Origin of the sequence: Klebsiella pneumoniae complex sp. WS1778 (genome assembly GCF_049472055.1) — a bacterium.
GTDB classification, from domain to species: domain Bacteria; phylum Pseudomonadota; class Gammaproteobacteria; order Enterobacterales; family Enterobacteriaceae; genus Klebsiella; species Klebsiella quasipneumoniae.
Map to the genome: position 1 here is coordinate 1,221,689 of NZ_JBKGTJ010000001.1, position 25,310 is coordinate 1,246,998.

Below are 25,310 nucleotides of genomic sequence, written 5' to 3' on the forward strand. Positions count from 1 at the left end.
TATGCCTCTCTTCCCCCTGCGCCCTGCCGCGACCCTCTGGCCTCCCGTTTTACTGGGAAGCCAGTTCGTTTTTAATATTGGCTTTTATGCGGTCGTCCCTTTCCTTGCCCTCTTCCTGCGCGACGAGATGCTGCTTTCCGGCGGGCTTATCGGCCTGATCCTCGGGCTGCGCACCTTCTCTCAGCAGGGCATGTTTATCATCGGCGGGACGCTGGCCGACCGCTACGGCGCTAAGGCGATCATCCTCGCCGGCTGCGTGGTCCGCGTTGCCGGCTATCTGCTGCTGGCGTGCGGCACAACGCTGGAGCCGATTATCCTCGGCGCCTGCCTGACCGGCGTCGGCGGGGCGCTGTTTTCCCCGTCGATCGAGGCCCTGCTGGCGCGAACCGGGACCCACAGCCAGGCCAACGGAAAACGCAGCCGCGCCGAGTGGTTTGCGCTGTTTGCGGTGTGCGGTGAGCTGGGGGCGGTTATCGGCCCGGTGGCCGGAGGGTTACTGAGCGGGATCGGCTTTCGGCATATCGCCCTCGCCGGTGCGGGGATATTTCTTCTGGCGCTGCTGGTGCTCTTTTTCTGTCTGCCCGCCGACGGGCAGAGGCCCCAAACGCGCAGCCGGGTTCCGTGGTGGACCCCTTTGCGCCAGCCGCGCTTTGTCGCGTTTATTATTGCTTACAGTTCATGGCTGTTGAGCTACAACCAGCTGTATCTCGCCCTGCCGGTGGAGATCCAACGCGCAGGCGGCCGTGAGCAGGATCTGGCGCCGCTTTTTATGCTGGCCTCGCTGTTGATTATTACCCTACAGCTTCCTCTCGCCCGCTTCGCCCGTCGTATTGGCGCCGTGCGCATTCTGCCGGTGGGCTTTCTGCTGCTGTCGGCTTCCTTCGTCAGCGTGGCGTTATTCGCCGCCTCGCCGCCCGCCGCCGGCTGGCTGCGATTATTGCCGTCGGCCTGCTTTGTCACACTGCTCACCCTCGGCCAGATGCTGCTGGTGCCCTCAGCCAAGGATCTGATCCCGCTGTTTGCCGAGGAGTCGACGCTGGGCGCCCACTACGGGGCGCTCGCCACTGCGGGTGGGTGCGCGGTGTTAGCCGGGAATTTGCTGCTCGGCCATTTGCTTGACCAGGCGCTCACCCCCTCGCCGCAGGCGGTCTATCCCTGGCTTCTGCTGGCGCTGTTTCCGTTGTGCAGTGCCGTGGCCCTGCGGGCGATCTGCCGCCCGCTGGCGGCAACCTGACGCTGAGCGGGTAACGGCCCGCTCAGGAGGTTAACCGGGAGAAGCGCACGAAAGCCAGTCCGCCTTATTTTACCGCCAGCTCGCGGCGAACGATCTCGGCACCGGCGCTTAAGGCGTGCAGTTTGCCGGTCGCGACCTGGCGCGGCAGCGGCGCCATACCGCAGTTGGTGGAGGGGTAGAGCTTGTCGGCATCGACGAACGCCAGCGCCTTGCGCAGGGTAGCAGCCACCTCTTCCGGAGTTTCAATCGCATGGCTGGCGACATCGATCGCCCCGACCATCACCTTTTTACCGCGGATCAACTCCAGCAGATCCATCGGTACCCGCGAGTTGTGGCACTCGAGAGAGATAATATCGAGGGACGATTTCTGCAGCTGCGGGAAGGCCTCCTCATACTGACGCCACTCTGAGCCCAGCGTTTTTTTCCAGTCGGTATTGGCCTTGATGCCGTAGCCGTAGCAGATATGCACCGCCGTCTCGCACTTCAGCCCTTCGGTGGCTCGTTCCAGCGCGGCGATCCCCCAGTCGTTCACCTCATCGAAGAAGACGTTGAAGGCCGGCTCATCGAACTGAATAATATCGACCCCGGCAGCCTCTAACTCTTTCGCTTCTTGATTGAGGATTTTGGCGAACTCCCAGGCCAGCTTTTCCCGACTTTTATAGTGGTTGTCATACAGTGTGTCGATCATGGTCATTGGGCCCGGCAGCGCCCATTTAATCGGCTGACTGGTGAGCTGACGCAGATAGCGCGCGTCCTCAACGAAGACCGGTTTCTGGCGCTCTACGGCGCCCACCACGGTTGGAACACTGGCCTCATAGCGGTTACGAATTTTCACGATCTCGCGTTTGGCAAAATCAACGCCGCTGAGGTGTTCAATAAAGGTGGTGACAAAGTGCTGCCGCGTTTGCTCGCCGTCGCTGACAATATCGATCCCGGCCCGCAGCTGGTCATCGAGGGACAAACGCAGGGCGTCGCGCTTGCCGGCCAGTAATTCTTCGCTGGACAGTTTCCAGGGCGACCACAGGGTCTCTGGCTGCGCCAGCCAGGAAGGTTTCGGTAAACTGCCAGCGGTGGAGGTCGGAAGCCATGTTTTCATAATAAGTAGCCTTTTATATTGGTTTAGCAACGCGCGAAGTTAGCAGACCATTGCTCAAGCAACGTCTTGTGCGGGTCGATAAAATGTTGTTGTGTAAATTTACCCTGCTCTATCGCCAACAGGCTGCGCTCTTCCCGGTCATACACAATTTTGGTGACGGAATGATCCAGGTGATTGAGATTGGGCTGATAGTATTGCCCCGCCGCGGAATTCGCGTTGTAAATCTCCGGACGATATATTTTTTGAAACGTCTCCATCGTGCTGATGGTCGCGATCAGCTCCAGGCTGGTGTAATCGCTGAGCAGATCGCCGGAAAAATAGAAGGCCAACGGCGCGACGCTGTGTTTCGGCATAAAATAGCGCACCTGCAGCCCCATTTTGCTGAAATAGCGCTCGGTCAGCGAGACGCCTTCCTGGGCATATTCAATACCGAGAACCGGATGTTCGTTACCGGTGCGACGATAAACATCTTTGCTGGATACGCTCAGACAAATCACCGGCGCCTTGCTGAAACTGGTCTTATAGGCGCTGGATTGCACGAAATCCTTAAAGATATTGCCGTGCAGCTCGCCAAAGTTTTCGGGCACGCTGAAGCGGCTCTGGTCTTTATTATGCTCCAGCAGCAGCACGCTAAAATCATAATCCCGTACCCAGGAAGAGAAGTTATTGCCGACGATACCGGCATGGCGCTCACCGGTTTTTTTATCGACAATATGCGTTTGCAGGATCTCTATCACCGGAAAACTGGCGGCATCAGCAATATTCATCTCGACAGAAATAATATCCAGTTCCACCGCATAGCGATCGTTGTAGGGATTATCCCAGTGCGCCAGGGTATTAAACCGGTTATTCATCATGATTAACGTATTGCGCAGATTGTCCTGACGGCTCTCCCCTCTCGCCAAATTGGCAAAATTGGTGGTAATACGCGTATTTTCCGCAGGGTTATAATTTTCATCAAACCGGCTGCGCTTAATCGTATAGGTAAATTCGTTATTCATGGCGATTGTCCATCCTGGTGTCGGGCATAAAGCGGAATAAGCGGAGTACTCTCCACTGGCGACGCAGAGTCAGACCTGGCGCGCTTCAACCGGTAAATGTTGTTGATTCGTTAATGGGTCTATTTTTGCCAGAGTCGGTGATGGAGGGAAAGCGACTTAAATTCATTGCAACATGAGCTATCCTCATGTTGCTCCGCTAAGGGCAAGGTGCGGTTCGCGGTATCATCATGAAGCCATGGTCAGGCGCGGCAGTTCAGGCAACGCCAGGCTAATAATCGTTTGTCCAGGGAATGCATGCAGGGTACAATCTTTAACCACTATAATACGTGCTGTGACCTGGCCGCCGTACCCGTTTGCTGGAGCTTTTGTCGTAAAGAATGATTGTTGATATCAGTATTATGTCGATGTGCATGGCCGTGCTGCTGATTATGAGCGTACTGCTGAATTAAGAGGCTCCCGAACACAATGACACCCGCTCTCATCTGACCTTCACATTCGCGAGGAATAAAGGAGATTCAGAGGATTCGCGCCGCACGGCATTGTCCCGCCTGCCGCCGCCCTCTACTCTTTATGCACTTGCTTATCGAGGATAACCAGATGAAAAAAGCTCTCTTTGCGCTGTTCGCTATTGCTGCCGTGGCCGCCGCCAGCGCTTTTGCGGCTGATAAAACCGACGCTCCGACGCCCGCTGTCGACAACGGCGGCCGTCCTCCGCTGGAGATGGGTCATGGTCCCCTGCCGCCGTTCCCGCCACCGTTTCCGCCGCGCAAGCCGGTGCTGTTTTCAGCAACGGTCGCGACCGATACGCCGGCGGAAACCATTAACAAACTAACCGCCCTGATCCCGACCGGTCAGGCGAAGCACTACGAAGTTCACGTGGAGGTGGTGCCGGTTGCGGAGGATGCCGACGGGCAGTAGCCCTGGCGTGGGTACGCTGCCTGAGTCCTGCGATAATAAAAAAGCTGCCGCGATAAGCGGCAGCTTTTGTTAACTTGAATAAAACAGAATGCAGAGAATTAGCTGCGCACTTTACGGTAGATAAACAGCACAACCAGCGCACCGATTACCGCCACCACGAAGCTGCCGAAATTAAACCCGTCGACTTTGCCAAAACCAAAGAAGGTACTGATCCAGCCGCCGACCACGGCGCCGATGATCCCCAGAATAATGGTTACAATAAACCCGCCGCCGTCTTTCCCCGGCATAATCCACTTGGCTAAAATACCGGCAATAAGTCCAAAAATGATCCAGGAAAGAATACCCATGGTTAACCGTCCTCTTGTTACCTTTATGCATTTCGTATTGAAAAGAGTAGCATATATAACGAGATTGGATCGGTAATAATCTATTTATTAGATAATTTCTTGCCGCTGCGCGGTAGTGTTCTCACGCCATCTCTCGCGCTGCCAGGCCCTTTGCCGCTTATTACCTTGAAAAAAGGGAGGCTATTCGCCTCCCCCTTACGGTTTATATTACCGCGGTGGTTAGCCGCGATGAACAGCACAATCGCGACTGTTCGTCGAAGATTTCAATTTGCCAGACCTGATGGCGAGTCCCGACGTGCAGCGCTTTGCACACGCCCCGCACCCGGCCCCCACGCGCTGAACGGATGTGGTTGGCGTTAACCTCCAGCCCCACCACCTTCTGTTCGCCTTCGCTGCACAGATAACCCGCCACCGACCCCAGCGTCTCCGCCAGCACCACCGACGCCCCGCCGTGCAGCAGACCAAACGGCTGCTGGGTGCGGCCATCCACCGGCATGGTGGCCTCCAGCGTATCGTCGGTAAACGTCTCAAAGCGAATATCCAACAGCCCTACCATGTTTCCCTCACCGAGCCGGTTGAGCTGCTCCAGCGTGGTCTGACGTTTCCAAATCATCCGATTATCTCCAGTAACGCCTGCAGCGGGTGGCGAACGCCGCTGCCTTCAATGCGCTTCACCTGGCTGCGGCAGGAGTAGCCCGTCACCAGACAGCGGTTACGCGGCAGCCGCTGCATCGCCTGCTGCCAGGAGAGCGCGTAAATGGCCAGCGAGTTGGCATGGTTTTTCACTTCATGACCATAGGTGCCTGCCATCCCGCAGCACCCAACGCTGACGTTTTCCAGCTTCGCGCCGAAGTGGGCAAAAATCTCTGCCCACTGCTTTGTCGCCGCCGGCAGCGCGGTCACTTCCGTACAATGACCGAACAGGTACCAGGGCTCGCCGCCGAGATCGGGACGGGCGTCGGTCGGCAGGGCCTTCGGCAACCACTCATGCACCAGCATGACCTGGAAATCGCCGCGCTTGTCGCCGAGCGTTTGCTTATATTCATCGCGGTAGCAAAGCACCAGCGCCGGATCGACGCCGACCAGCGGCATACCCAGCTGCGCCACGCGGTTAAGGAAGTCTGCCGTTTTCTGCGCGGTGCGCGCGAAGCGGGTCAGGAATCCTTTAATATGCTGCGCCTTGCCGTTCGGCGAGAACGGCAGGAGCACCGGCTGATAGCCTAAGGCCTCGACCAGACGGATAAAGTCAGCCACCACCTGAGCGTCGTAATAGCTGGTGAAGGGATCCTGCACCACCAGCACCATCTTCGCCTTCTGCTCGTCGCTCAGCGCTTCGAGCTGCTCAAGGGTCATATTGGCGGAGCGGTGGCCGGCCATCTGCTGCTTCAGCGACGGCGCCGAGAGCAGCGGCAGATCGACCATCCCGATATGCTTCTCCGACAGCTTTTTCAGCCACGGCTGGTTAATGAAGAAGTTAAAGGTCTTCGGCGCCTGGGCCATCAGCGGTGCATAGGACTCCACCGACGCCACCAGATGATCCCGCACCGGACGCAGATAGCGGCTGTGATACAGCTGCAGGAAGCGCGAGCGGAACTCCGGGACATCGATTTTGATCGGGCACTGGGTCGAACAGGCTTTGCAGGCCAGACAGCCGGACATCGCCTCTTTGACCTCGTGCGAGAAGTCATATTCCCCTTTGCGCGCATGCCAACTGTTACGGGTGCGCGCCACCAGCGAGCGCAGGCTAACGCCCTGCTCCGGCAGCGCCTTCTCCAGCTGATTGGGATCGACGCCGCGATCCGCCAGCAGACGCAGCCATTCGCGGACCAGCGTCGCCCGCCCTTTCGGCGAGTGGATGCGCTGGTTGCTGACTTTCATCGACGGACACATCGGACTTTTTACGTCAAAGTTGAAGCACAACCCGTTGCCATTACACTCCATCGCCCCGCGCCAGCTGCTGCGCACCGCGATGGGGATCTGCCGATCCCAGGTGCCACGCTTCACCGCATCGACTTTCATCATCGGCGCGTCGACCCCTTCCGGAGGACAGATTTTCCCTGGGTTCAGGCGGTTATCGGGATCGAAGACCGCTTTGATCTTCCTAAGTTCGCCGTACAGCGCCTCGCCAAAGAAGGCCGGGCTGTACTCCGCGCGAAAGCCTTTGCCATGTTCCCCCCACAGCAGGCCGCCATACTTCGCCGTCAGCGCCACCACATCGTCGGAGATCTGCTTCATCAGCACCTCCTGCTGCGGATCGCACATGTCCAGCGCCGGGCGCACATGCAGCACCCCGGCGTCGACGTGGCCAAACATGCCGTAGCTCAGGCCGTGGCTGTCGAGCAGCGCGCGGAACTCGACGATATAATCCGCCAGGTGTTCTGGCGGGACGCAGGTATCCTCGGCAAAGGGGATCGGCTTGGCGGCACCTTTAGCATTACCCAACAGGCCTACCGCCTTCTTGCGCATGGCATAGATGCGCTCCACGCCATCAAGATCGTGACAAACCTGCCAGCCGATGACTCCCGCCTCGCTGCGGGCCATCAGCTCGTCCAGCCGCTGGCACAGGGTGGTGACCTGCTGGTCAATCAGCGCCGCGTCATCCCCGGCGAATTCGACGATATTCAGCCCGAGCATCTCTTTATCCGGTACGTCGGTGATCAGTTCGTTCACCGAGTGCCAGACGATATCCTCGCGCGCCAGATTGAGGACCTTAGAGTCGACGGTCTCCACCGACAGGGCCTTGGCTTCCACCATAAAGGGTGCATTACGCAGCGCAGAGTCAAAGGAGTCATATTTGACGTTGACCAGCCGGCGCACCTTCGGCAGGCGGGTAATATCCAGCCGCGCTTCGGTGATAAACGCCAGCGTCCCTTCCGAACCGGTTAAAATCCGGGTCAGGTCGAACTCGCTCATCTCATCGTTAAAGACGTGGCGCAGATCGTATCCGGTGAGGAAGCGGTTGAGTTTGGGAAACTTATCCATGATCAGCTCGCGCTGCGCCTTGCAGCGCTGGTAGACCGTGTTGTAGATCCGGCCGATCGTCGAGGGCGTATTGCCCAGCGTCTCCGCCAGCGCCACCGGCACCGCCTGGGTATCGAGGATATCACCGCCCATCAGCACCGCCCGCAGGCCAAGCACGTGATCCGACGTCTTACCGTACACCAGCGATCCCTGTCCGGACGCGTCGGTGTTAATCATCCCGCCCAGGGTAGCGCGGTTGCTGGTGGAGAGCTCCGGGGAAAAGAAATAGCCATAGGGCTTGAGAAACTGATTCAGCTGATCTTTGATGACTCCGGCTTCAACGCGCACCCAACCCTCTTCGGGGTTGATTTCGATAATGCGGTTCATATAGCGGGACATATCGACGATAATTCCGCCGTTCAGCGCCTGGCCGTTAGTGCCGGTGCCGCCGCCGCGCGGGGTGAAGATCAGCGATTTAAAGCGTGGTTCGGCGGCGACGCGCGCCAGTAGCGCGACGTCTGCCGTGGAACGTGGAAAAAGGACCGCATCCGGCAGCAGCTGATAGACGCTGTTGTCGGTGGCCATCGTCAGCCTGTCGGCATAGCTGGTGGCGGTATCGCCGGTAAAACCCTGTTGCTCCAGTACCTGCAAAAAATTCAGCACCAGCTGAACTACCCCTGGCGCCTGAGAAATTTGTGGGATCATCACACTTGACCCTGCCTGACTATGTTGTGTTTGAAAATATTGTGTTGGTGCTAACTAAACGTTTGCGTAGCGCATTCAACTTTTTATCACATTTTTTTCATATGCGCCCACGTGTTTTCTGTGCAAAATCAGCCCGGCAAAATTATTGATATTATTATCAGTACATGGATTTACGCGGCGCCAGCTTTTTGGCGCGACTGGAAAGGTAAAATTTATCTATGATTAACCCCCATCAGCCTCGGGACATACCGCAAATACTGCTGTCGGTGCTGTTCCTGGCCCTGATTATCATATCCTGCCTGTGGGTTGTGCAGCCGTTTATTCTGTCCTTCGCCTGGGCCGGCACCGTGGTGATCGCCACCTGGCCGGTGCTGCTGCGTCTGCAGCGTGTGCTGTTCGGCAAACGGATGCTGGCGGTGCTGGCGATGACCCTGCTGCTGTTTTTGCTATTCGTTATTCCTATCGCTCTGCTGGTCAACAGCCTGGTGGATAACAGCGTTCCGCTGATCAAACTCATCAGCAGCGGAAATGTGACGCTGCCGGATTTCGCCTGGCTCAACAGCGTGCCGCTGGTGGGCGATAAGCTCTACTCCGCCTGGCATGGCCTGCTGGATATGGGCGGCTCGGCGATTATGGCCAAGGTTCGCCCCTATATTGGCACCACTACCAGCTGGTTTGTCGGTCAGGCGGCGCACATCGGCAAGCTTCTGGTCTACTGCGGTTTGATGCTGCTGTTCAGCGCGTTGCTCTACTGGCGCGGTGAGCAGGTGGCCTACGGTTTCCGCTATTTCGCCACGCGCCTGGCGGCTAAACGCGGTGACGCCGCCGTGCTGCTGGCCGGCCAGGCCGTGCGCGCCGTGGCGCTGGGCGTGGTGGTGACAGCCCTCACCCAGGCGGTGCTGGGCGGTATCGGCCTTGCCATCTCCGGCGTGCCTTACGCCGCTCTGCTGACCGTGGTGATGATCTTTACCTGTCTGGTCCAGCTCGGACCTTTGCTGGTTCTGGTGCCGTCGATTATCTGGCTTTACTGGAGCGGGGACACCACCTGGGGCACCGTGCTGCTGGTGTGGAGCTGCGTGGTCGGCACCATGGACAACGTTATCCGCCCGGTGCTTATCCGCATGGGCGCCGACCTGCCGATGATCCTCATTCTTACCGGCGTCATTGGCGGCCTGATCGCCTTCGGCATGATCGGTCTGTTTATCGGTCCGGTGCTGCTGGCCGTCTCCTGGCGCCTGTATGACGCCTGGGTGCACGAAGTGCCGCCGCCGCCGAAAGATCCCGACGTCGTGCTCGAAGAGCTCAGCGAGCTGGAGGCCGGGCGCAAGTAATGCATTGTCAGGCGGGGAGACCCGCCTGTTTCCCCGCCAGCACAATTGTTAAGCAAAATTTATTGATCGCCGGCTCAACGCCAGACTTGTAAGCCCCTCACCCGCGTTTCACCTTCCGGACCTTCACAACAATTTAACTATTGAGAGGAATCTGATCGACGGCAAAGGCCCCGCTGCCTACTATTAGCTCACGGTTATAAATCAACACCTTGATTTATAAGCATGGAAATCCCCTGAGTGAAACAACGAATTGCTGTGTGTAGTCTTTGCCCATCTCCCACGATGGGCTTTTTTTTGTCCTGCGCTCACGTTGCCTGGCGCTCTGACACAGGCAAAAAAAATCCCCGGCATCGCTGCCGGGGATCGGTGTTGTCAGGGCGAACTTATTTATTCAGTTCCGCCAGACCTAACCAGGTTTGCACCACGGTGTCCGGGTTGAGGGACAGGCTATCGATCCCCTCCTCCATCAGCCAGGCGGCAAAATCTTCATGGTCAGACGGCCCCTGGCCGCAGATGCCGACGTATTTACCCTGCTGCTTCGCGGCGCGGATCGCCATCGACAGCAGGGCTTTCACCGCGTCGTTGCGTTCATCAAACAGCTCAGAGACCACGCCGGAGTCGCGGTCCAGACCGAGCGCCAGCTGGGTCATGTCGTTCGAACCGATGGAGAAGCCGTCGAAGTATTCGAGGAACTGCTCCGCCAGCAATGCGTTCGACGGGATCTCGCACATCATAATGATCTTCAGCCCGTTCTCGCCGCGCTTCAGCCCCTGACGCTCCAGCTCTTCGACCACCGCTTTCGCCTGGGCAACGGTACGGACGAACGGCACCATCACTTCAACGTTGGTCAGCCCCATGTCGTTACGCACGCGCTTCATGGCTTCACATTCCAGCGCGAAGCAGTCGCGGAAGCTTTCGGAAACGTAGCGTCCGGCACCGCGGAAGCCGAGCATCGGGTTCTCTTCTTCCGGCTCATAGCGCTCGCCGCCTACCAGGTTGGCGTATTCGTTCGACTTGAAGTCCGACAGACGCACGATCACCCGTTTCGGATAGAAAGCGGCACCAAGGGTGGCGATCCCTTCGGTCAGGCGGCCAACGTAGAACTCTCTCGGCGAATCGTAGCCTTTCATCAGCTCGCGGATTTCGTTCTGCAGGCCCGGCTCCTGGTCGTCAAACTCCAGCAGCGCGCGCGGGTGCACGCCAATCATGCGGTTGATGATAAACTCCAGCCGCGCCAGACCCACGCCTTCGTTCGGCAGGCAGGCGAAGTCGAAGGCGCGATCCGGGTTGCCGACGTTCATCATCACCTTCAGCGGCAGATCCGGCATGTCGCCGACGCTGGAACTCTTGACGCTGAAGTCGAGCAGCTCGGCGTAGACATAGCCGGTATCGCCTTCGGCGCAGGAGACGGTCACGTTCTGGTTTTCCTGAATGCGATCGGTGGCATCGCCGCAGCCGACCACCGCCGGAATACCCAGCTCACGGGCGATGATAGCCGCGTGGCAGGTACGGCCGCCGCGGTTGGTGACGATCGCCGAGGCTTTCTTCATGATCGGTTCCCAGTCCGGGTCGGTCATATCCGTAACCAGCACGTCGCCCGGCTCAATGCGGTTCATCTCGCTGATATCGTGGATCACCTTCACCGGACCGGCGCCAATGCGATGGCCGATGGCGCGCCCTTCGGCGATGATCTGCCCCTGAGCGTGGAGGGTATAACGCTCCATCACCTGGCCGCGGGAACGCACGGTTTCCGGACGCGCCTGGACGATAAACAGCTTACCGGTGTGGCCATCTTTCGCCCACTCGATATCCATCGGACGGCCGTAGTGCTTCTCGATCTGCACCGCCTGCTTCGCCAGCTCCTGCACCTCCTCGTTGGTTAACGAGAAGATATCGCGCTGCGCCTGCGGCACATCTTCGATACGCACCTGCTTGCCGTGCTCCTGGGTCGGCGCGTAAACCATGCGGATCTTTTTCGAGCCCATAGTGCGGCGCACGATCGCCGGGCGGCCAGCGGCCAGCGTCGGTTTGTGGACGTAGAATTCGTCCGGGTTCACCGCGCCCTGCACCACCATCTCGCCCAGACCCCACGCCGAGGTGATAAACACCACCTGGTCAAAGCCGGATTCGGTATCGATGGAGAACATGACGCCGGAGGAGGCCAGATCGGAGCGGACCATCCTCTGCACCCCGGCGGAGAGCGCCACGCCGCGATGATCGTAACCCTGATGCACGCGATAGGAGATCGCGCGATCGTTAAACAGTGAAGCAAATACGTGCTTCACGGCAACGAGCACGGCGTCAAAGCCCTGCACGTTGAGGAATGTCTCTTGCTGCCCGGCGAAGGAGGCGTCCGGCATATCCTCCGCGGTGGCGGAAGAGCGCACGGCGAATGAGGCCTCGGCGTCATCGGCGGACAGCAGGTCATAAGCATCGCGAATCGCGTTTTCCAGTTCGCTCTGGAAGGGGGTATCGATGATCCACTGTCGGATCTGCGCGCCCGCTTTCGCTAATGCGGAAACGTCGTCAATGTCGGTTTCATCCAGCAGCGCATAGATGCGCTGGTTAACACCGCTTTGGTCCAGGAACTGGTTGAAAGCATCAGCGGTGGTGGCAAACCCGTTAGGTACGGAAACACCCATACCGGACAGATTCGTAATCATTTCACCAAGGGAGGCATTTTTGCCCCCAACTCTGTCTACATCATTCATGCCGAGTTGGTTATACCAAAGCACCAGCGGTGACGAGCCATTGTTGGACATCGAGACAATCCTTTTGTGATTTAATACCAGTGAAAAAAATTTCACGATCGACTGCAAGATTATCCTGACATATTTATGGTGCTGAAAAAAACGGTGAATCGTTCAAGCAAATTATTTTTTCTTTTTTCGGACTGTTCCTCTGATATAGATAACTTGATGATTTTTAGGAATTATGACGAGAAACGCTGGAAATAACGGCAAAAAAAAGAAAATGAACCACCCTTTTCATAAAAAACAAAAATAGCGTTTCAATTTTAACAAGAGACAAATCAAACAGGGATATGCTTAAATTTAATATCCGCTTTCAGGCAATTAAACTCATTATACCGGATGGTCAAAATGGAAAGTGCTGTAGATCGCCACGTATTTTATATTTCTGACGGTACCGCCATTACGGCTGAGGTGCTGGGACATGCCGTCATGTCGCAATTCCCGGTCGCCATCAGCAGCGTGACCCTGCCGTTTGTGGAAAATATCAGCCGCGCGCGGGCGGTGAAAGAGCAGATCGACGCGATTTATCAGCAAACGGGCATCCGCCCGCTGGTGTTCTATTCCATCGTCATTCCGGAGATCCGCGATATCATTCTGCAAAGCGAGGGCTTTTGTCAGGATATCGTTCAGGCGCTGGTGGCCCCGCTGCAGCAGGAGCTCAACCTCGACCCGACCCCGGTGGCGCACCGCACCCACGGCCTGAACCCCGGGAACCTGATCAAATACGATGCGCGTATCGCCGCCATCGATTACACCCTCGCCCATGACGATGGCATCTCGCTGCGCAACCTTGACCAGGCGCAGGTGATCCTCCTCGGCGTGTCGCGCTGCGGCAAGACGCCCACCAGTCTGTACCTCGCCATGCAGTACGGCATTCGCGCCGCCAACTATCCGTTTATCGCCGACGATATGGACAATCTGGTTCTGCCGGCCTCGCTGAAACCCCTGCAGCATAAGATGTTCGGCCTGACCATCAATCCGGAGCGTCTGGCGGCGATCCGCGAGGAGCGCCGGGAGAACAGCCGCTACGCCTCTCTGCGCCAGTGTCGGATGGAAGTGACCGAAGTGGAGGCGCTGTATCGCAAGAATAAAATCCCCTGCCTGAACAGCACCAACTATTCCGTTGAGGAAATAGCGACAAAAATCATGGACATCATGGGGCTGAATCGCAGAATGTACTAATACACTAGTACATTATTAAAAATTTGTTTATGCTATCACCCGTGGCCTATACAGGATCATGCCCTGCTCTTGCAATAAGCAGGGATTGGTTTATCGTGATGCGCATCACTTCCCGGCATTTTCGCTGGCGAAGAAACAGATTTTTGAGACCCCAATGAATAAAACAGACGAATTGCGTACCGCGCGCATTGAAAGCCTGGTAACGCCCGCGGAGCTGGCCCAGCGCCATCCCGTTACGGCCGACGTGGCCGCCCACGTCTCGGCCTCCCGTCGCCGAATTGAAAAAATCCTCAACGGCGAAGACCGCCGCCTGCTGGTGATTATCGGCCCCTGCTCCATTCACGACACCGACGCGGCGATGGAGTATGCCCGCCGCCTGCAGACCATGCGCGAGCGATACCAGCCGCAGCTGGAGATCGTGATGCGCACCTACTTTGAAAAACCCCGTACCGTGGTGGGCTGGAAAGGCTTAATCTCCGATCCGGACCTCAACGGCAGCTACCGGGTCAACCACGGGATTGAGCTGGCACGGCGCCTGCTGCTGCAGGTCAATGAGTTGGGGGTACCGACGGCCACCGAGTTTCTCGATATGGTGACCGGTCAGTTTATCGCCGATCTCATCAGCTGGGGAGCCATCGGGGCGCGCACCACTGAAAGTCAGATCCACCGTGAAATGGCTTCGGCGCTCTCCTGCCCGGTCGGGTTTAAAAACGGCACCGACGGCAATACGCGCATCGCCGTGGACGCCATCCGCGCCTCCCGCGCCAGCCATATGTTCCTCTCCCCGGACAAGCAAGGGCAGATGACGATTTACCAGACCAGCGGCAACCCGTTCGGGCATATCATTATGCGCGGCGGCAAACGGCCGAACTATCACGCCGAGGACATCGCCGCCGCCGGCGAGGCGCTGCGGGAATTCGATCTGCCGGAGCAGCTGGTGGTCGACTTCAGCCATGGCAACTGCCAGAAGCAGCATCGCCGTCAGCTGGAGGTGTGCGCCGATATCTGTCAGCAAATTCGCGCGGGCTCTACCGCCATCGCCGGCATTATGGCGGAGAGCTTCCTGCAGGAAGGGACCCAGAAAGTGGTTCCCGGCCAGCCGCTGGCCTGGGGCCAGTCGATCACCGATCCCTGCCTGAGCTGGGAAGACAGCGAACGTTTATTGAGTGAGCTGGCGGCCGCCACGGCCACCCGTCTGTGACCGCTCCGCCCGCCGCGCATGCGGTGGGCGAACCCCTTCTGACATTCCCTACCAAATTCGGTAACACGAGAAATAACGCTTGCCGTCAAAAACAACATTATTGATAATGATTATCATTGTTGCTTTGATTTTTATTTTGAGAGCTATGACGCGTATGGATAACACTGCCACAGCTGAAAAACCAAAAGACAATGCCCCCTATCCCGTGGCGACGGACAGACAGATCAGCAGTCGGGTTCTGTTAGGCAGCGAAGGACGGGTAGTCATTGAGCATGGCGGCCAGCGCTATCTGCTGCGCCAGACCCACGCCGGGAAGTTGATCCTGACCAAATAGTCGCCCCGCGGTGCGCGGGGCGAGGCGAGTTAGCTCGAGCAGCTGACTTCCAGACGTTTCCCCCAGTCCGGCGGCCGGCGGACGTAGTCGTCCTCGCGATCGGTGAAGGGATCGGCCAGCGCGGCATGCAGACGCTCCAGCTCCCCCATATCGCCAGCCTCAGCCTGCTCGATCGCCCGCTGCGCCAGCCAGTTACGTAATACCAGCGCCGGGTTGACGCCCTGCATCCGCTGCTGGCGCTGGGCATCCCCCACCTGTTCATCACGCAGCCGCGCGCGATATCCGGCGAACCAGCTGTCGAAAGCTGCACGGTCGATAAACTCGTCGCGCAGCGGCGAGGCGGCGCTGAGCTGTTCGCTGTGGCTCAGCAGGCGGAACGTTCGGGTATAGTCGCTTCTTTCGCGGATCATCAGGGCAAACAGACCGTCGAGCAGGTCGTTATCCCCTTTCTGCTGGCTGAACAGGCCAAGCTTGTCGCGCATCCGCTGGCCATAGGCGGTCAGCAAGGCGTGCTGATACTCATCCAGCGTCGCATTCAGCGCTTCGGTGCTGATAAACGGCGACAGCGACTGGGCCAGACGCTGCAGATTCCACAGCCCCACCGCCGGCTGGTTTTCAAAACTGTAGCGCCCCTGATAGTCGGAGTGGTTGCAGATGAAGTCCGGCTGAAAATCGTCAAGGAAGCCATACGGGCCGTAGTCGATGGTCAAACCGAGAATCGACATGTTGTCGGTATTCATCACCCCATGGGCAAAGCCCACGGTTTGCCAGCTGGCGATGGTCTGCGCGGTACGCGTGACAACGTCACGGAACCATAACAGGTACTTGTCCGCCTCATCCTGCAGTTGCGGCCAGTGGTGGCGAATGACATAGTCGGCCAGCTGCTGGACCTTCTGCGGCTCGCGACGATAGTAAAAATGTTCGAAATGGCCAAAGCGGACATGGCTCTCGGCCACGCGCATCAGCATCGCGCCAGGCTCCACGCGCTCGCGGTAGACCGGCGTATCGCTGGTCACCATCGCCAGGGCGCGCGTCGTCGGGATCCCCAGGGCGTGCATCGCCTCTGACGCCAGACTTTCCCGGATCGTCGAGCGCAGCACGGCGCGGCCGTCTCCCATCCGCGAATAGGGGGTCAGGCCGGCGCCTTTCAGATGCCAGTCGTAACGACGGCCATCCGCCAGCTGCTGCTCGCCGAGCAGGATCCCACGGCCGTCGCCCAGCTGGCCGGCCCAGGCGCCAAACTGATGGCCGCTGTATACCTGCGCCAGCGGGGACATGCCCGGGAGCAGCGCTTCCCCGCCCCAGACGCCGGCCCCGCTTTCAGGCGCAAACAGCGCGTCAGGGACGCCCAGCTGTTGCGCCAGCGGGGCGTTGCGCCAGATAAGTCGGGCGTTATCCAGCGGCGTTGGTGACAGGGAAGTGTAAAAGTCCGGCAGTTCATCCCGCCAGTGGGTGGTAAAAGAAAGGGTCATGGTTCCTCCTCTCTCCAGTGTAGTGCCTGGAACAGCGGATTAACACGGGCGGAGTGCAGGGTTATCGGCATAAAAAAGGGAAGCGCTCGCTTCCCTCAGGCCGCTGAATGACGTCAGATACGCCGCGCCTGCCAGAACTTTTTGTTCCAGTAGACGTTATCCAGCGAGGAACGGGTGACGCCCTGACTGGTGGAGGCATGTATAAACTGGTTATCGGTATCGTAGATGCCGACGTGCAGGCCGCTTTCGCCTGAGCCGGTTTTGAAGAACACCAGATCGCCAGGCAGCAGATCGCGCTTATCAATCCGGGTACCGATTTCCGCCTGCTCGCGGGTTTCGCGCGGCAGCTGGAGGGCAAATTTATCGCGAAACGTGCGCACCACAAAGCCGGAGCAGTCGACGCCGCGCGGCGTCATGCCGCCGTAGCGATACGGTGCGCCGCGCCAGCTGCGCAGCTGCTCGTTCAGATTCGCCACCACCGTAATGGAGTCAGCCAGCCGAGGATTCGGCGGCGGTGCCCGATGGCTGCTGCAGCCGGCTAAAATTAACGCCGCCGCCAACATGAACCAGAAGCGCATTTCAGATGATCCCTCTGTCCCTAGTCTCTTTATCGCAATAATTTAGCTTGTTTATCAATATAGTGACAAGATAACTGCGTGCTACTGTGACGCGATGAGCATAATATGACCGGCCACCTCCACGCGCTGGAACGGGATCGCATAGGCGGCGGTTAAATTTTCCTCATTCAGCACCTCGGCGGTCTCCCCGCAGGCGATGGCTTCCCCCTGGCAGAGCAGCCAGCTCTGTCCGGCATGGCGCAAAGTGTGGTTGAGATCGTGACTGCTCATCACCACCGCAATTCCCGCCGCGCTTAGCTCGCGTAACAGCCGATCCAGCGCCGCCTGCTGGGCCACATCCAGACTGTTCATCGGCTCATCCAGCAGCAGCAGTTGACCCATGGGATTGCTTAAGGGATCGATCTGCAGGATCACTGCCGCCAGCCGCACGCGCTGCCACTCGCCGCCCGACAGCTGATTGACCGGACGGCCCAGCTTATTGTCCAGACCAAGCCGGGCCGCGATATCGCTCAGACGGGCGCTATCACCCTGCTGCTGCATATGCAGCGCCAGGTAGTGCCACACCGGCATGGCGAACGGCGGGGTCTGGTGTTGACACAGATATCCGCGACGGCGCGCCAGCTCCGTCGCCGGCCACTCGTCAAGCCGTCGTCCGTTAAAATGAATCGTACCGGGGCCGTCGGACAGTCCCGCCATGCGGGCCAGCAGCGTGCTCTTCCCTGCGCCGTTAGGCCCCACCAGGTGGACGATCTCCCCGGCGCGAAAGGCCGCAGAAAACGGGGCCAAACGCCCCGCCGCTTCTACATCCTGTAGCTGCATCAGAAACGACATTATTTCGCCAGCGCTCCTTTAATCGCCGCCACCAGCTGCGGATCGTCCGGCGTCATGTCCGGAGAGAAGCGCTGAATGACGTTGCCCTGGCGATCGACGAGGAATTTTTCGAAATTCCACAGAATGTCGTCCACGTACAGCGGCGCCCGGCCCTTGCTGGCCATCCGCTCATAAAAACCGCTGCCTTCCGGGGCCACCGCCTTCGGCGCGGCGGCAACCAGCTTTTGATAGAGCGGCGCGCGATGTTCGCCGTTGACGTCAATCTTGCTGAACAGCGGGAAGGTGACGCCGTAGGTGGTGCTGCAGAAGGTCTTAATCTCTTCTTCACTGCCCGGCTCCTGGCCGAGGAACTGGTTGCAGGGGAAGCCCAGGACGCTGAAGCCCTCGCCGGCAAACTGCTTTTGCAGGTCCTCCAGTTGCTCGTACTGCGGCGTCAGGCCGCATTTGGAGGCCACATTGACGATCAGCAGTACCTTGCCGGCAAAGGATGCCAGGGTGGTTTTCTCGCCATCAATGGTCGTCACTTCGGTATTCAGAATGTCATGTTGCATAGCCTGTCCTCAATGGATAAACCGGTTTCCGGTGAAGGTGATCCCTATCTACTGTAGCGGATTCAGCGCCCGCCATTCTACTGCCAATCCCCGCGAGTTGTCGCATGATGTAACAGCGCTTCGCTGCCCGTCGACAACATGAAATCCTCTCAATTGGGCAGGCAACCATTTCCGTGTACAGTGTTCCATGAATGTAATATGGTTTTGTTACTTGTTAATTTAAGAGAGTTTTATTGATGAAGAAGTTGTTTAGCCTGGCGTTAATCGCCGCCTCTGTCGCCCTGCTGAGCGCCTGCTCTCCGGATGAAGATAATAAAGTGAAAGTCGCTATCAATACCGGGCCGGACGAAGCCATCTGGAAAGTAGTGGAGCAGGTAGCGAAGGATAAATATCACCTCGACGTCGAAGTGGTCTCCTTCAATGATTACGTGCTGCCTAACGAAGCGCTGAACAACAAAGATGTGGATGCCAACGCCTTCCAGACCCTGCCTTACCTTGAGGCGCAGTCGAAGGAGCGCGGCTATAAATTCGCGGTGGTGGGTAAAACCTTTGTCTTCCCTATCGCCGCCTATTCACATCGTATCAAAAATATCAGCGAGCTCCCTGAGGGGGCGACAGTGACCATCTCTAATGAAACCACCACCCTGGGCCGCAGCCTGCTGCTGCTTCAGGCGCAGGGACTGCTCAAGCTGAAACCGGGCGTCGGCTATTTACCCACCACGCTGGATATCATCGACAACCCAAAACAGCTGAAAATTGTGGAGGTGGATACCCCGCAGCTGACTCGTACTCTGGATGACCCGAACGTCAGCCTGTCAATCATTAACACCAACTTCTCCGCCCAGGCCGGCCTGTCGGCCGCCCGCGACGGCCTGTTTATGGAGGGACCGGATTCCCCTTACGTGAATGCGATCGTCGCCCGCGAGGATAACAAGGACAGCAAGAAAATTCAGGAACTGAAAGCCGCCTTCCAGACCAGTGAAGTCGCGGAAAAAGCGAAGGAAGTCTACAAAGGCGACGCGATCAAAGGCTGGTAAGCCCGAGCCGGCGCCGTCCCTGCAGACGGCGTCGCGCTATCCCCGTCACCGCGAGCGCAGCAGCAACCAGATAAAGACCGGCGCGCCCAGCGTCGCCGTCACCACGCCAATCGGCAGCTCAGCGGCGGAAAGCGCCAGCCGGGCGATAATATCCGCCCCCAGCAAAGCGCTTGCCCCCGCCAGCATGCAGGCCGGGAGCAACACCCGGTGATCGCTCAAGCCGCATAGCCGCAGAATGTGCGGGATCACCAGGCCGATAAAGCCAATCGCCCCCGCCAGCGCCACGCTCACGCCGACCATCCAGCCGGTCGCCACCACCAGCAGCTTGCGCCACAGCCACAGCGGCAGCCCGAGCTGACGGGCGGAGACTTCGCCCAGCGCCAGTAAATTCAGGGGTTGTGACTGCAGACAGACCCAGCAGAGCACCGGCAGGAGGGCTATCATCAGCCACAGCTGCTGCCAGTCGACGCCGCCAAACCCGCCCATCATCCAGTACATCAGCTGCCGCAGGTCAAAAGAGGTGGAGAAGTACACCGCCCAGGTCATCAGGGCGCTGCAGATGATGCCCAGCGCCACCCCCGCCAGCAGCAGACGGCTGGTGGAAAGATGGCGGCGGGCGAAACGCAGCAGAATAAAGGTGATCAGCAGCGCGCCAAGGATCGCGCACAGCCCAAGCGCCCAGCCTGGTAACAGGCCTTTGCCCAACAGGACGGCGGCAATCAGCCCGACGCCCGCGCCGTTGGAGACGCCCAGCAGACCCGGTTCCGCCAGCGGATTTTCAAACAGCGCCTGCATTATCGCCCCGGAGAGCGCCAGCGCCGCCCCCACCAGCAGCACCGCCAGGGTCCGCGGCAGGCGGATCTGCCAGATAAACAGCTGCCCCTTGGCGCTGAACCACTCGCCGGGCGGGATCCATTGATCCCCCGCGCACAGACTGATCAGCAGGGTGACCAGCAGCAACAGCGTTAAACCAAAGAGCCAACGCCGGCTGCGGCGCTGTTGGAGATGGGCGAGAGTCAGCATAGATTCCATTACGCACTGGGAACAAGAGGCTGATTTTACGGTGGCTGTCGCGGTGAGAAAAGGAAAACCTCACGGCCAAACGTCGACGCGGAGGAGGCTCCCCCGCGTCGACCATCCCGCTTTACACCAGGATCTGAAACAGCAGCGCGAAGAGAATGATGTTCGCCACCACGATTGCCCAGCCGTTATAGAGCATGTATTTCAGATGTGTAGACTGTGCCAGCCCCATCTGGCCGAACATGTCCGATGAGGGGAACGGCCCGAACCAGTCCACCTGAGACGAGGCCAGCAGCACCGCGGTGGTCCCCTGCGGCGGCACGCCGGCGGCCATCAGCATTGGGCCAAAGATTTTATGAGTAAAGGTCATCTGGGCCACCGCCGCGCCAGGCACATGGCCGATAATATTGAACGCGAAGATGCTAAAGCACAGCCAGGCCGGGGAGATCCCCTCCAGCAACGGCTGGGTATACTCCAGCAGCCCCTGATAGGCGTGCAGGCCATCCATCAGCTCAAGGATCGGGTTGTACAGCCAGTAGAGAATAAACATCCACACCAGACGACCGCAGCCGTGATAGAGCGCCTGCAGGATCTGCGTCGGCCGCAGGCCGCCCACCAGCCCGGTCATCAGCGCCACCAGCAGCATGACGATAATTGCAAAGCTAAAGCCGGCTTTAATCACCACTCCAACTACCGCCATCACGATGATGGTCGCGGCGAAAGCCAGCGCGCTTAATTTACGCCGGCGCTGCTGCGCGGCGTTAAGTTCCTCTTGCGGCTTTTCCGAGAGATCGACCTCATAGCGCAGTTTGCCTTCGGTCATCTTCTGGATCCGTCCCGCCATGATCCAGCCGGCTAACAGGGTGACGGCGCTCATCGGCAGGCCGACATACAGCAGATAATCCGGATAGCTCAGTCCGCCAAGGCTGAGGATCGTCACGGTACTGGGAGTGAAGGGCCCGGTAAAGAGTCCAACGGAACCGGCGGTCATCATCAGCGCGGCCACCGTCGGCGGCGTTAAGCGTACCGCCGCCGCTACGGGGATAATCACTGCGACAATAATCGCGTTGCCGCCGGCCATGGTGCCCAGCGAACCGCAAATTAAAATCGATGACACCACAATGCCGAACTTGACCCGCGTCTGGCTCGACAGCCCAATACGGTGGACCACGAATTTCACCAGCTCAACCGCCGCACCGGTGCGGGTGGCTACCTCCCCCACGCCGGCGCCGAGCATAATGATAAGCCCGACGGTGGCAATAAATGACCCGGTGGATTTCGCCAACATCACGCCCATTTCCTGCAGACCGGTCGAGGTCATGATCATGGCGATAATAATCGAGGAGATGACCGCCAGCACAATATCGACGCCGATCAGCGATAATATCGCTAACGCCACCAGCGGCGTAAATCCCAGCAGGCCAAGCTCGCTGCCCGGTCGACCGTGGCACCACAGCGCAATCAACACGAACAGCAGCAATAACAGACCGGTAATAACGTTTTTTCGCGTGATATTTCGTCTGACAGGCGTATTGCCTGCGAGCGTTGAGTCACTCATAACACTCCTTAATGCCAATCAATCCGACCGTAAAGGTCAGGTGGTGTATTGGGGCCTGCTCAGAAAATATCCTCCCTCTTTTTCATTATTGGCCGCGGCCTGAGGGTCTGGTGGGGTACAAAGGAAACGATTCTGAGAGCGTTTTATTCCGCCATCAGGCGGGGCCAGCAGCACAATATGTAACCAATGCGCTGATTGGTGATTAAATTTATGTTAACTTAGTGTTAGTAGAAAATGACTTTTTATCGGTAGGCTATAACCCTGAGTTAACTGTTCATGAAACTGCGTCATCTGGAAATCTTCTATGCCGTCATGACCTGCGGCTCTCTGTCACGGGCAGCGGAATCGCTCAATATCTCCCAGCCAGCGGCCAGCAAAGCGTTAAAAAGCGCCGAGCTGAAGCTGGGCTTTACCCTCTTTCAGCGGGTGCGCGGCAAGCTGCTGCCGACCAGCGAGGCGATCACACTTTTCGAAAAAGCGCAGACTATTTATCAGGACCTCGATAACCTGCGCCTGCTGGCCGATAACCTGGCCCGCGATCCGCGTGCCAAAATCACCTTAGGCTGCCTGCCAAGCCTGGGGTTAAGCCTGGTACCGGAGCTGGTGACCGATTTTTATCAACAAAACAGCAACCTGGTAATGACGCTCACCACAGAACACACCGAGACGCTGGTTAGAAAACTGGATTTACGCGAGATAGATTTAGCGCTGACGCTGCAGCCGGTGCAGCAGGGAGAGATCCTTACCACCCTGATTGCCGAAGTGCCGCTGGTGTATATCGACCGTCATTATCGTCAGGGTGCGGTGGACATCAGCGAGATCGACCAGCAGCGGTGGATCTCGCCGGGGCCGCACTCGCTCTCCGCCGCCATCGCCACCCGTCGCGACTTTTCCACTACCCGGCTAAACGTCCAGACCTACTATATGGCCACCGAGTTCGTGAAGCGCGGCATGGGCTGCAGCATTACCGATATCTTTTCCGCCCAGCACAACCTTTCTCCCGAGATGATCCATCCCATTACGCCGCCGATCGCGATTAACCTCTGCCTGTTACGGCGGGCCGACGTTTCCCTGAGCCCGATGGCGCAAAAGTTCGTCGATTTTCTCTGCCAGCGCCTGCGCCAGCAGCTCAAGGAGATTAACCTGCGGTTATACCCTGACCATAAAAAGTCAATTGCGCCGCTGGGGTAAATGCTTTGACATAACCCGATAAATTGATCAGCGGTGGATATATCGGGTTATGAACAAACGCATTGTCATTATCGGCGGCGGCGTGGTCGGTCTGGCCACGGCCTGGGAACTGATTAAGCGCGGCCATCAGGTGCAATTACTGGAGCGCAATGGCGAACCGGCCAGCGCCACCAGTTTTGCCAACGGCGGACAATTAAGTTACCGCTACGTCGCTCCCCTTGCCGACAGCGGCGTTCCCCTGCAGGGGATGAGATGGATGGGTAAAGCCGATTCGCCGCTCAATATGCGTCTCAATATCTCTTTTCAGCAGTGGCGCTGGCTGCTGCAGTTCCTGCGCGCCTGTAATAGCCAGACCAATAAAATAAACGGCGACCATATATTGCGTCTGTCGCTGCTCAGCCGGCAGGTTATGCAGTCGTGGCGGGAAGAGGATAGGCTTGCCGATTTTCACTGGCGACGCAGCGGAAAATTAATTATCCATCGCCGGGAATACGATTTTACTAAAGCGGCAAAAGGGATAGATCCTCAATATCAGCAGGTGCTGAATGCTGAAGCCTGCCTGCGGCTGGAGCCGGCGCTAAAACATATCAGCCCTTCGCTACAGGGCGGCATTTATTCGCCGGGGGATGAAACGGCGGATTGCCATCAGTTTTGCCTTGCGCTGCTCGACAAGCTCACCGCCAGCAGCCGCTTCAGCCTGCTGACCCACTGTGAGGTGCTGCAGCTCACTAAGCGCGGCGGACGCGTCAGCGCCCTGGAGACCAGCCGCGGGAGCATCACCGGCGATGAGTATGTCGTCGCCGCCGGAAACGGCAGCGGCCCGCTGCTGGGACATCTGGGCGTTCGCGTGCCGCTCTGCGCCCTGAAGGGGTATAGCCTGACCCTTCCCTATCCCCAACAGACGGGCATTGCGCCGGACATCAGCGTTACCGACTATGGGCACAAAATTGTCTATGCCCGCCTTGGCCAGCAGTTGCGCATCGCAGCGATGGTGGACATCGGCTACGACGGCGACGAACTGCGCGAAAGCCGCATTCAGGCGCTGAAGAGCATCGTCGCCCGTAGCTTTCCCGAACTCGAGGGGTTGGACAAGGCCGAAGCCTGGACCGGCATGCGCCCCTCAACGCCAGCCGGCCCACCGCTGCTGGGACGCGCCGGCTACCCCAACCTGTGGATGAACCTCGGCCAGGGAAGCCTCGGCTTTACCCTCGCCGCCGGCAGCGCGGTGGTGCTGGGCGCGTTAATCGACAATCAGATGCCAGACATTTCTTTAGAAGGTCTCACATGGAAACAAACCGCATGACAATTATTCGCAATCATCCACAACCTCGTCTTTCCGCCAGCGTTGAGTATGGCAATCTGCTGTTCCTCTCCGGACAGACGCCGAAAAGCAACGAGGAGGAGATCACCTTGCAGACCCGCGAAGTGCTGGAGAAGATCGACGCCCTGCTGGCAGAGTCCGGGAGCGATAAGCGGCACATTCTCTCCGCGCAGATCTGGCTGAAAAATATCGAACGTGACTTTGCTGCGTTCAATGAGGCGTGGGTGGAGTGGATGCCGGACGGCCATAGCCCGGCGCGAGCGGCCGTGCAGGCGGAGATGGCGCGACCAGAAATCCTGGTGGAGATCATGCTCACTGCCGTTAAAGCGTAAGTTTCGACAGAAAAGAAAAAGGCCGCGATGCGGCCTTTTTAATTAGTTCAGATTATTTGTCTTTAGGCGACGCGTTTTCGACACGGCTTTTCAGCTTCTGACCGGGTCTGAAGGTCACCACGCGCCGGGCTGTAATGGGAATATCCTCCCCCGTCTTCGGGTTACGTCCCGGGCGTTGGTTTTTATCCCGCAAATCGAAGTTGCCGAACCCGGAGAGTTTGACCTGTTCTCCGTTTTCCAGAGCACGACGGATCTCTTCGAAAAACAACTCGACCAGTTCTTTGGCATCCCGCTTGCTAAGCCCAAGCTTATCAAACAGATATTCTGACATTTCAGCTTTTGTAAGCGCCATAGGT

Annotated in this window: 24 protein-coding genes and 1 other RNA gene; 12 read left to right on the plus strand and 13 right to left on the minus strand. The window is 58.3% G+C overall.

Features of this window, described 5'->3' with window-relative positions; translation table 11 throughout:
* The first annotated feature begins 1 nt into the window (after nt 1).
* Complete coding sequence (locus ACLEXF_RS06285; protein ID WP_060656019.1) at nt 2-1,234, plus strand: MFS transporter; 1,233 nt, start codon at nt 2-4, stop codon at nt 1,232-1,234.
* Nucleotides 1,235-1,298: 64 nt separating this feature from the next.
* Here the strand turns inward: ACLEXF_RS06285 and ACLEXF_RS06290 are convergent, their stop codons facing one another.
* Both ACLEXF_RS06290 and ACLEXF_RS06295 read right to left on the minus strand, forming a co-directional pair.
* A complete protein-coding gene (locus ACLEXF_RS06290) occupies nt 1,299-2,330 on the minus strand; it encodes a methionine synthase (protein ID WP_004203106.1) in 1,032 nt (343 codons plus the stop codon).
* Nucleotides 2,331-2,353: 23 nt separating this feature from the next.
* Nucleotides 2,354-3,331 (minus strand): DUF1852 domain-containing protein, encoded by a 978-nt coding sequence (locus ACLEXF_RS06295; protein ID WP_004203107.1) that lies wholly within the window; start codon nt 3,329-3,331, stop codon nt 2,354-2,356.
* A gap of 597 nt (nt 3,332-3,928) precedes the next feature.
* Here ACLEXF_RS06295 and ACLEXF_RS06300 point away from each other — a divergent pair.
* Nucleotides 3,929-4,249, plus strand: a complete 321-nt coding sequence (locus ACLEXF_RS06300) for a hypothetical protein (RefSeq protein WP_004203108.1) — start codon at nt 3,929-3,931, stop codon at nt 4,247-4,249.
* A gap of 98 nt (nt 4,250-4,347) precedes the next feature.
* On the opposite strand, the gene ACLEXF_RS06305 is transcribed toward ACLEXF_RS06300, so the two are convergent.
* The 3 genes from ACLEXF_RS06305 to ydiJ form a co-directional block, all read right to left on the minus strand.
* Nucleotides 4,348-4,596, minus strand: a complete 249-nt coding sequence (locus ACLEXF_RS06305) for a GlsB/YeaQ/YmgE family stress response membrane protein (protein WP_004203110.1) — start codon at nt 4,594-4,596, stop codon at nt 4,348-4,350.
* Between the two features lie 202 nt (nt 4,597-4,798).
* Nucleotides 4,799-5,209, minus strand: coding sequence for a 1,4-dihydroxy-2-naphthoyl-CoA hydrolase (menI, locus tag ACLEXF_RS06310; protein WP_004203111.1), 411 nt, complete (start codon nt 5,207-5,209; stop codon nt 4,799-4,801).
* Nucleotides 5,206-8,262, minus strand: a complete 3,057-nt coding sequence (gene ydiJ / locus ACLEXF_RS06315) for a D-2-hydroxyglutarate dehydrogenase YdiJ (protein ID WP_032456259.1) — start codon at nt 8,260-8,262, stop codon at nt 5,206-5,208. Before ydiJ ends, menI begins: the two co-directional genes overlap by 4 nt.
* A 218-nt stretch (nt 8,263-8,480) precedes the next feature.
* Here ydiJ and ydiK point away from each other — a divergent pair, with 218 nt between their 5' ends.
* Nucleotides 8,481-9,593 carry an AI-2E family transporter YdiK gene (gene ydiK, locus ACLEXF_RS06320; protein WP_004203114.1) on the plus strand — a complete coding sequence of 371 codons (1,113 nt, stop codon included), beginning with the start codon at nt 8,481-8,483 and terminating at the stop codon, nt 9,591-9,593.
* A 190-nt stretch (nt 9,594-9,783) separates the two neighbouring features.
* Nucleotides 9,784-9,891, plus strand: an RNA gene (rprA, locus tag ACLEXF_RS06325) — antisense sRNA RprA.
* A gap of 85 nt (nt 9,892-9,976) precedes the next feature.
* On the opposite strand, the gene ppsA is transcribed toward rprA, so the two are convergent.
* The gene (gene ppsA / locus ACLEXF_RS06330; protein WP_004203115.1) at nt 9,977-12,355 is read right to left on the minus strand and encodes a phosphoenolpyruvate synthase; all 2,379 of its coding nucleotides are present in this window, start codon (nt 12,353-12,355) and stop codon (nt 9,977-9,979) included.
* A gap of 75 nt (nt 12,356-12,430) precedes the next feature.
* Between ppsA and ACLEXF_RS06335 the strand changes: the two genes are divergently transcribed.
* From ACLEXF_RS06335 to hemP, 4 genes are all read left to right on the plus strand, one after another.
* Nucleotides 12,431-12,550, plus strand: coding sequence for a hypothetical protein (locus ACLEXF_RS06335; protein WP_004203117.1), 120 nt, complete (start codon nt 12,431-12,433; stop codon nt 12,548-12,550).
* Between the two features lie 144 nt (nt 12,551-12,694).
* Nucleotides 12,695-13,528 carry a posphoenolpyruvate synthetase regulatory kinase/phosphorylase PpsR gene (ppsR, locus tag ACLEXF_RS06340; RefSeq protein WP_002909061.1) on the plus strand — a complete coding sequence of 278 codons (834 nt, stop codon included), beginning with the start codon at nt 12,695-12,697 and terminating at the stop codon, nt 13,526-13,528.
* Between the two features lie 154 nt (nt 13,529-13,682).
* Nucleotides 13,683-14,729, plus strand: coding sequence for a 3-deoxy-7-phosphoheptulonate synthase AroH (aroH, locus tag ACLEXF_RS06345; RefSeq protein ID WP_004203118.1), 1,047 nt, complete (start codon nt 13,683-13,685; stop codon nt 14,727-14,729).
* Between the two features lie 154 nt (nt 14,730-14,883).
* Nucleotides 14,884-15,063 carry a hemin uptake protein HemP gene (hemP, locus tag ACLEXF_RS06350; protein WP_023290103.1) on the plus strand — a complete coding sequence of 60 codons (180 nt, stop codon included), beginning with the start codon at nt 14,884-14,886 and terminating at the stop codon, nt 15,061-15,063.
* Between the two features lie 29 nt (nt 15,064-15,092).
* Here hemP and selO read toward each other — a convergent pair whose 3' ends face one another.
* The 4 genes from selO to ACLEXF_RS06370 form a co-directional block, all read right to left on the minus strand.
* Nucleotides 15,093-16,535 (minus strand): protein adenylyltransferase SelO, encoded by a 1,443-nt coding sequence (gene selO / locus ACLEXF_RS06355; RefSeq protein ID WP_407259754.1) that lies wholly within the window; start codon nt 16,533-16,535, stop codon nt 15,093-15,095.
* 113 nt (nt 16,536-16,648) lie between these two features.
* A complete protein-coding gene (locus ACLEXF_RS06360; RefSeq protein ID WP_002909082.1) occupies nt 16,649-17,113 on the minus strand; it encodes an NlpC/P60 family protein in 465 nt (154 codons plus the stop codon).
* 81 nt (nt 17,114-17,194) lie between these two features.
* The gene (gene btuD / locus ACLEXF_RS06365; RefSeq protein WP_043519798.1) at nt 17,195-17,944 is read right to left on the minus strand and encodes a vitamin B12 ABC transporter ATP-binding protein BtuD; all 750 of its coding nucleotides are present in this window, start codon (nt 17,942-17,944) and stop codon (nt 17,195-17,197) included.
* Nucleotides 17,944-18,495, minus strand: a complete 552-nt coding sequence (locus tag ACLEXF_RS06370; protein ID WP_004203124.1) for a glutathione peroxidase — start codon at nt 18,493-18,495, stop codon at nt 17,944-17,946. Before ACLEXF_RS06370 ends, btuD begins: the two co-directional genes overlap by 1 nt.
* Before the next feature lie 236 nt (nt 18,496-18,731).
* Here ACLEXF_RS06370 and ACLEXF_RS06375 point away from each other — a divergent pair, with 236 nt between their 5' ends.
* Nucleotides 18,732-19,532: a MetQ/NlpA family ABC transporter substrate-binding protein gene (locus tag ACLEXF_RS06375; protein ID WP_004203125.1), complete on the plus strand. Its 801-nt coding sequence runs from the start codon at nt 18,732-18,734 to the stop codon at nt 19,530-19,532.
* 45 nt (nt 19,533-19,577) lie between these two features.
* On the opposite strand, the gene btuC is transcribed toward ACLEXF_RS06375, so the two are convergent.
* Together btuC and ACLEXF_RS06385 are read right to left on the minus strand one after the other, a co-directional pair.
* Nucleotides 19,578-20,555, minus strand: coding sequence for a vitamin B12 ABC transporter permease BtuC (gene btuC, locus ACLEXF_RS06380; RefSeq protein ID WP_004203127.1), 978 nt, complete (start codon nt 20,553-20,555; stop codon nt 19,578-19,580).
* Between the two features lie 121 nt (nt 20,556-20,676).
* The gene (locus tag ACLEXF_RS06385) at nt 20,677-22,110 is read right to left on the minus strand and encodes a gluconate:proton symporter (RefSeq protein WP_043519797.1); all 1,434 of its coding nucleotides are present in this window, start codon (nt 22,108-22,110) and stop codon (nt 20,677-20,679) included.
* Nucleotides 22,111-22,386: 276 nt separating this feature from the next.
* On the opposite strand from ACLEXF_RS06385, the gene ACLEXF_RS06390 reads away from it, so the two are divergent.
* From ACLEXF_RS06390 to ACLEXF_RS06400, 3 genes are read left to right on the plus strand one after another with little or no spacing between them, the layout of a single operon-like run.
* Nucleotides 22,387-23,301, plus strand: coding sequence for a LysR family transcriptional regulator (locus ACLEXF_RS06390; protein WP_004203130.1), 915 nt, complete (start codon nt 22,387-22,389; stop codon nt 23,299-23,301).
* Nucleotides 23,302-23,338: 37 nt separating this feature from the next.
* On the plus strand, nt 23,339-24,604 hold the full coding sequence (locus tag ACLEXF_RS06395) for a D-amino acid dehydrogenase (RefSeq protein WP_323108547.1): 1,266 nt from the start codon (nt 23,339-23,341) through the stop codon (nt 24,602-24,604).
* Nucleotides 24,601-24,954, plus strand: a complete 354-nt coding sequence (locus tag ACLEXF_RS06400; protein ID WP_004203134.1) for a RidA family protein — start codon at nt 24,601-24,603, stop codon at nt 24,952-24,954. The genes ACLEXF_RS06395 and ACLEXF_RS06400 overlap by 4 nt, the downstream gene beginning before the upstream one ends.
* A 52-nt stretch (nt 24,955-25,006) precedes the next feature.
* On the opposite strand, the gene ihfA is transcribed toward ACLEXF_RS06400, so the two are convergent.
* Nucleotides 25,007-25,306 carry an integration host factor subunit alpha gene (gene ihfA, locus ACLEXF_RS06405; RefSeq protein WP_002909098.1) on the minus strand — a complete coding sequence of 100 codons (300 nt, stop codon included), beginning with the start codon at nt 25,304-25,306 and terminating at the stop codon, nt 25,007-25,009.
* Nucleotides 25,307-25,310 lie beyond the last annotated feature (4 nt).

Excerpts from the sequence above, each read along its gene's own strand:
- ACLEXF_RS06285 (WP_060656019.1), top strand. The coding sequence starts at position 2 with ATGCCTCTCTTCCCCCTGCGCCCTGCCGCGACCCTCTGGCCTCCCGTT.
- ACLEXF_RS06290 (WP_004203106.1), bottom strand. The coding sequence starts at position 2,330 with ATGAAAACATGGCTTCCGACCTCCACCGCTGGCAGTTTACCGAAACCT.
- ACLEXF_RS06295 (WP_004203107.1), bottom strand. The coding sequence starts at position 3,331 with ATGAATAACGAATTTACCTATACGATTAAGCGCAGCCGGTTTGATGAA.
- ACLEXF_RS06300 (WP_004203108.1), top strand. The coding sequence starts at position 3,929 with ATGAAAAAAGCTCTCTTTGCGCTGTTCGCTATTGCTGCCGTGGCCGCC.
- ACLEXF_RS06305 (WP_004203110.1), bottom strand. The coding sequence starts at position 4,596 with ATGGGTATTCTTTCCTGGATCATTTTTGGACTTATTGCCGGTATTTTA.
- menI (WP_004203111.1), bottom strand. The coding sequence starts at position 5,209 with ATGATTTGGAAACGTCAGACCACGCTGGAGCAGCTCAACCGGCTCGGT.
- ydiJ (WP_032456259.1), bottom strand. The coding sequence starts at position 8,262 with ATGATCCCACAAATTTCTCAGGCGCCAGGGGTAGTTCAGCTGGTGCTG.
- ydiK (WP_004203114.1), top strand. The coding sequence starts at position 8,481 with ATGATTAACCCCCATCAGCCTCGGGACATACCGCAAATACTGCTGTCG.
- ppsA (WP_004203115.1), bottom strand. The coding sequence starts at position 12,355 with ATGTCCAACAATGGCTCGTCACCGCTGGTGCTTTGGTATAACCAACTC.
- ACLEXF_RS06335 (WP_004203117.1), top strand. The coding sequence starts at position 12,431 with ATGGTGCTGAAAAAAACGGTGAATCGTTCAAGCAAATTATTTTTTCTT.
- ppsR (WP_002909061.1), top strand. The coding sequence starts at position 12,695 with ATGGAAAGTGCTGTAGATCGCCACGTATTTTATATTTCTGACGGTACC.
- aroH (WP_004203118.1), top strand. The coding sequence starts at position 13,683 with ATGAATAAAACAGACGAATTGCGTACCGCGCGCATTGAAAGCCTGGTA.
- hemP (WP_023290103.1), top strand. The coding sequence starts at position 14,884 with ATGGATAACACTGCCACAGCTGAAAAACCAAAAGACAATGCCCCCTAT.
- selO (WP_407259754.1), bottom strand. The coding sequence starts at position 16,535 with ATGACCCTTTCTTTTACCACCCACTGGCGGGATGAACTGCCGGACTTT.
- ACLEXF_RS06360 (WP_002909082.1), bottom strand. The coding sequence starts at position 17,113 with ATGCGCTTCTGGTTCATGTTGGCGGCGGCGTTAATTTTAGCCGGCTGC.
- btuD (WP_043519798.1), bottom strand. The coding sequence starts at position 17,944 with ATGTCGTTTCTGATGCAGCTACAGGATGTAGAAGCGGCGGGGCGTTTG.
- ACLEXF_RS06370 (WP_004203124.1), bottom strand. The coding sequence starts at position 18,495 with ATGCAACATGACATTCTGAATACCGAAGTGACGACCATTGATGGCGAG.
- ACLEXF_RS06375 (WP_004203125.1), top strand. The coding sequence starts at position 18,732 with ATGAAGAAGTTGTTTAGCCTGGCGTTAATCGCCGCCTCTGTCGCCCTG.
- btuC (WP_004203127.1), bottom strand. The coding sequence starts at position 20,555 with ATGCTGACTCTCGCCCATCTCCAACAGCGCCGCAGCCGGCGTTGGCTC.
- ACLEXF_RS06385 (WP_043519797.1), bottom strand. The coding sequence starts at position 22,110 with ATGAGTGACTCAACGCTCGCAGGCAATACGCCTGTCAGACGAAATATC.
- ACLEXF_RS06390 (WP_004203130.1), top strand. The coding sequence starts at position 22,387 with ATGAAACTGCGTCATCTGGAAATCTTCTATGCCGTCATGACCTGCGGC.
- ACLEXF_RS06400 (WP_004203134.1), top strand. The coding sequence starts at position 24,601 with ATGACAATTATTCGCAATCATCCACAACCTCGTCTTTCCGCCAGCGTT.
- ihfA (WP_002909098.1), bottom strand. The coding sequence starts at position 25,306 with ATGGCGCTTACAAAAGCTGAAATGTCAGAATATCTGTTTGATAAGCTT.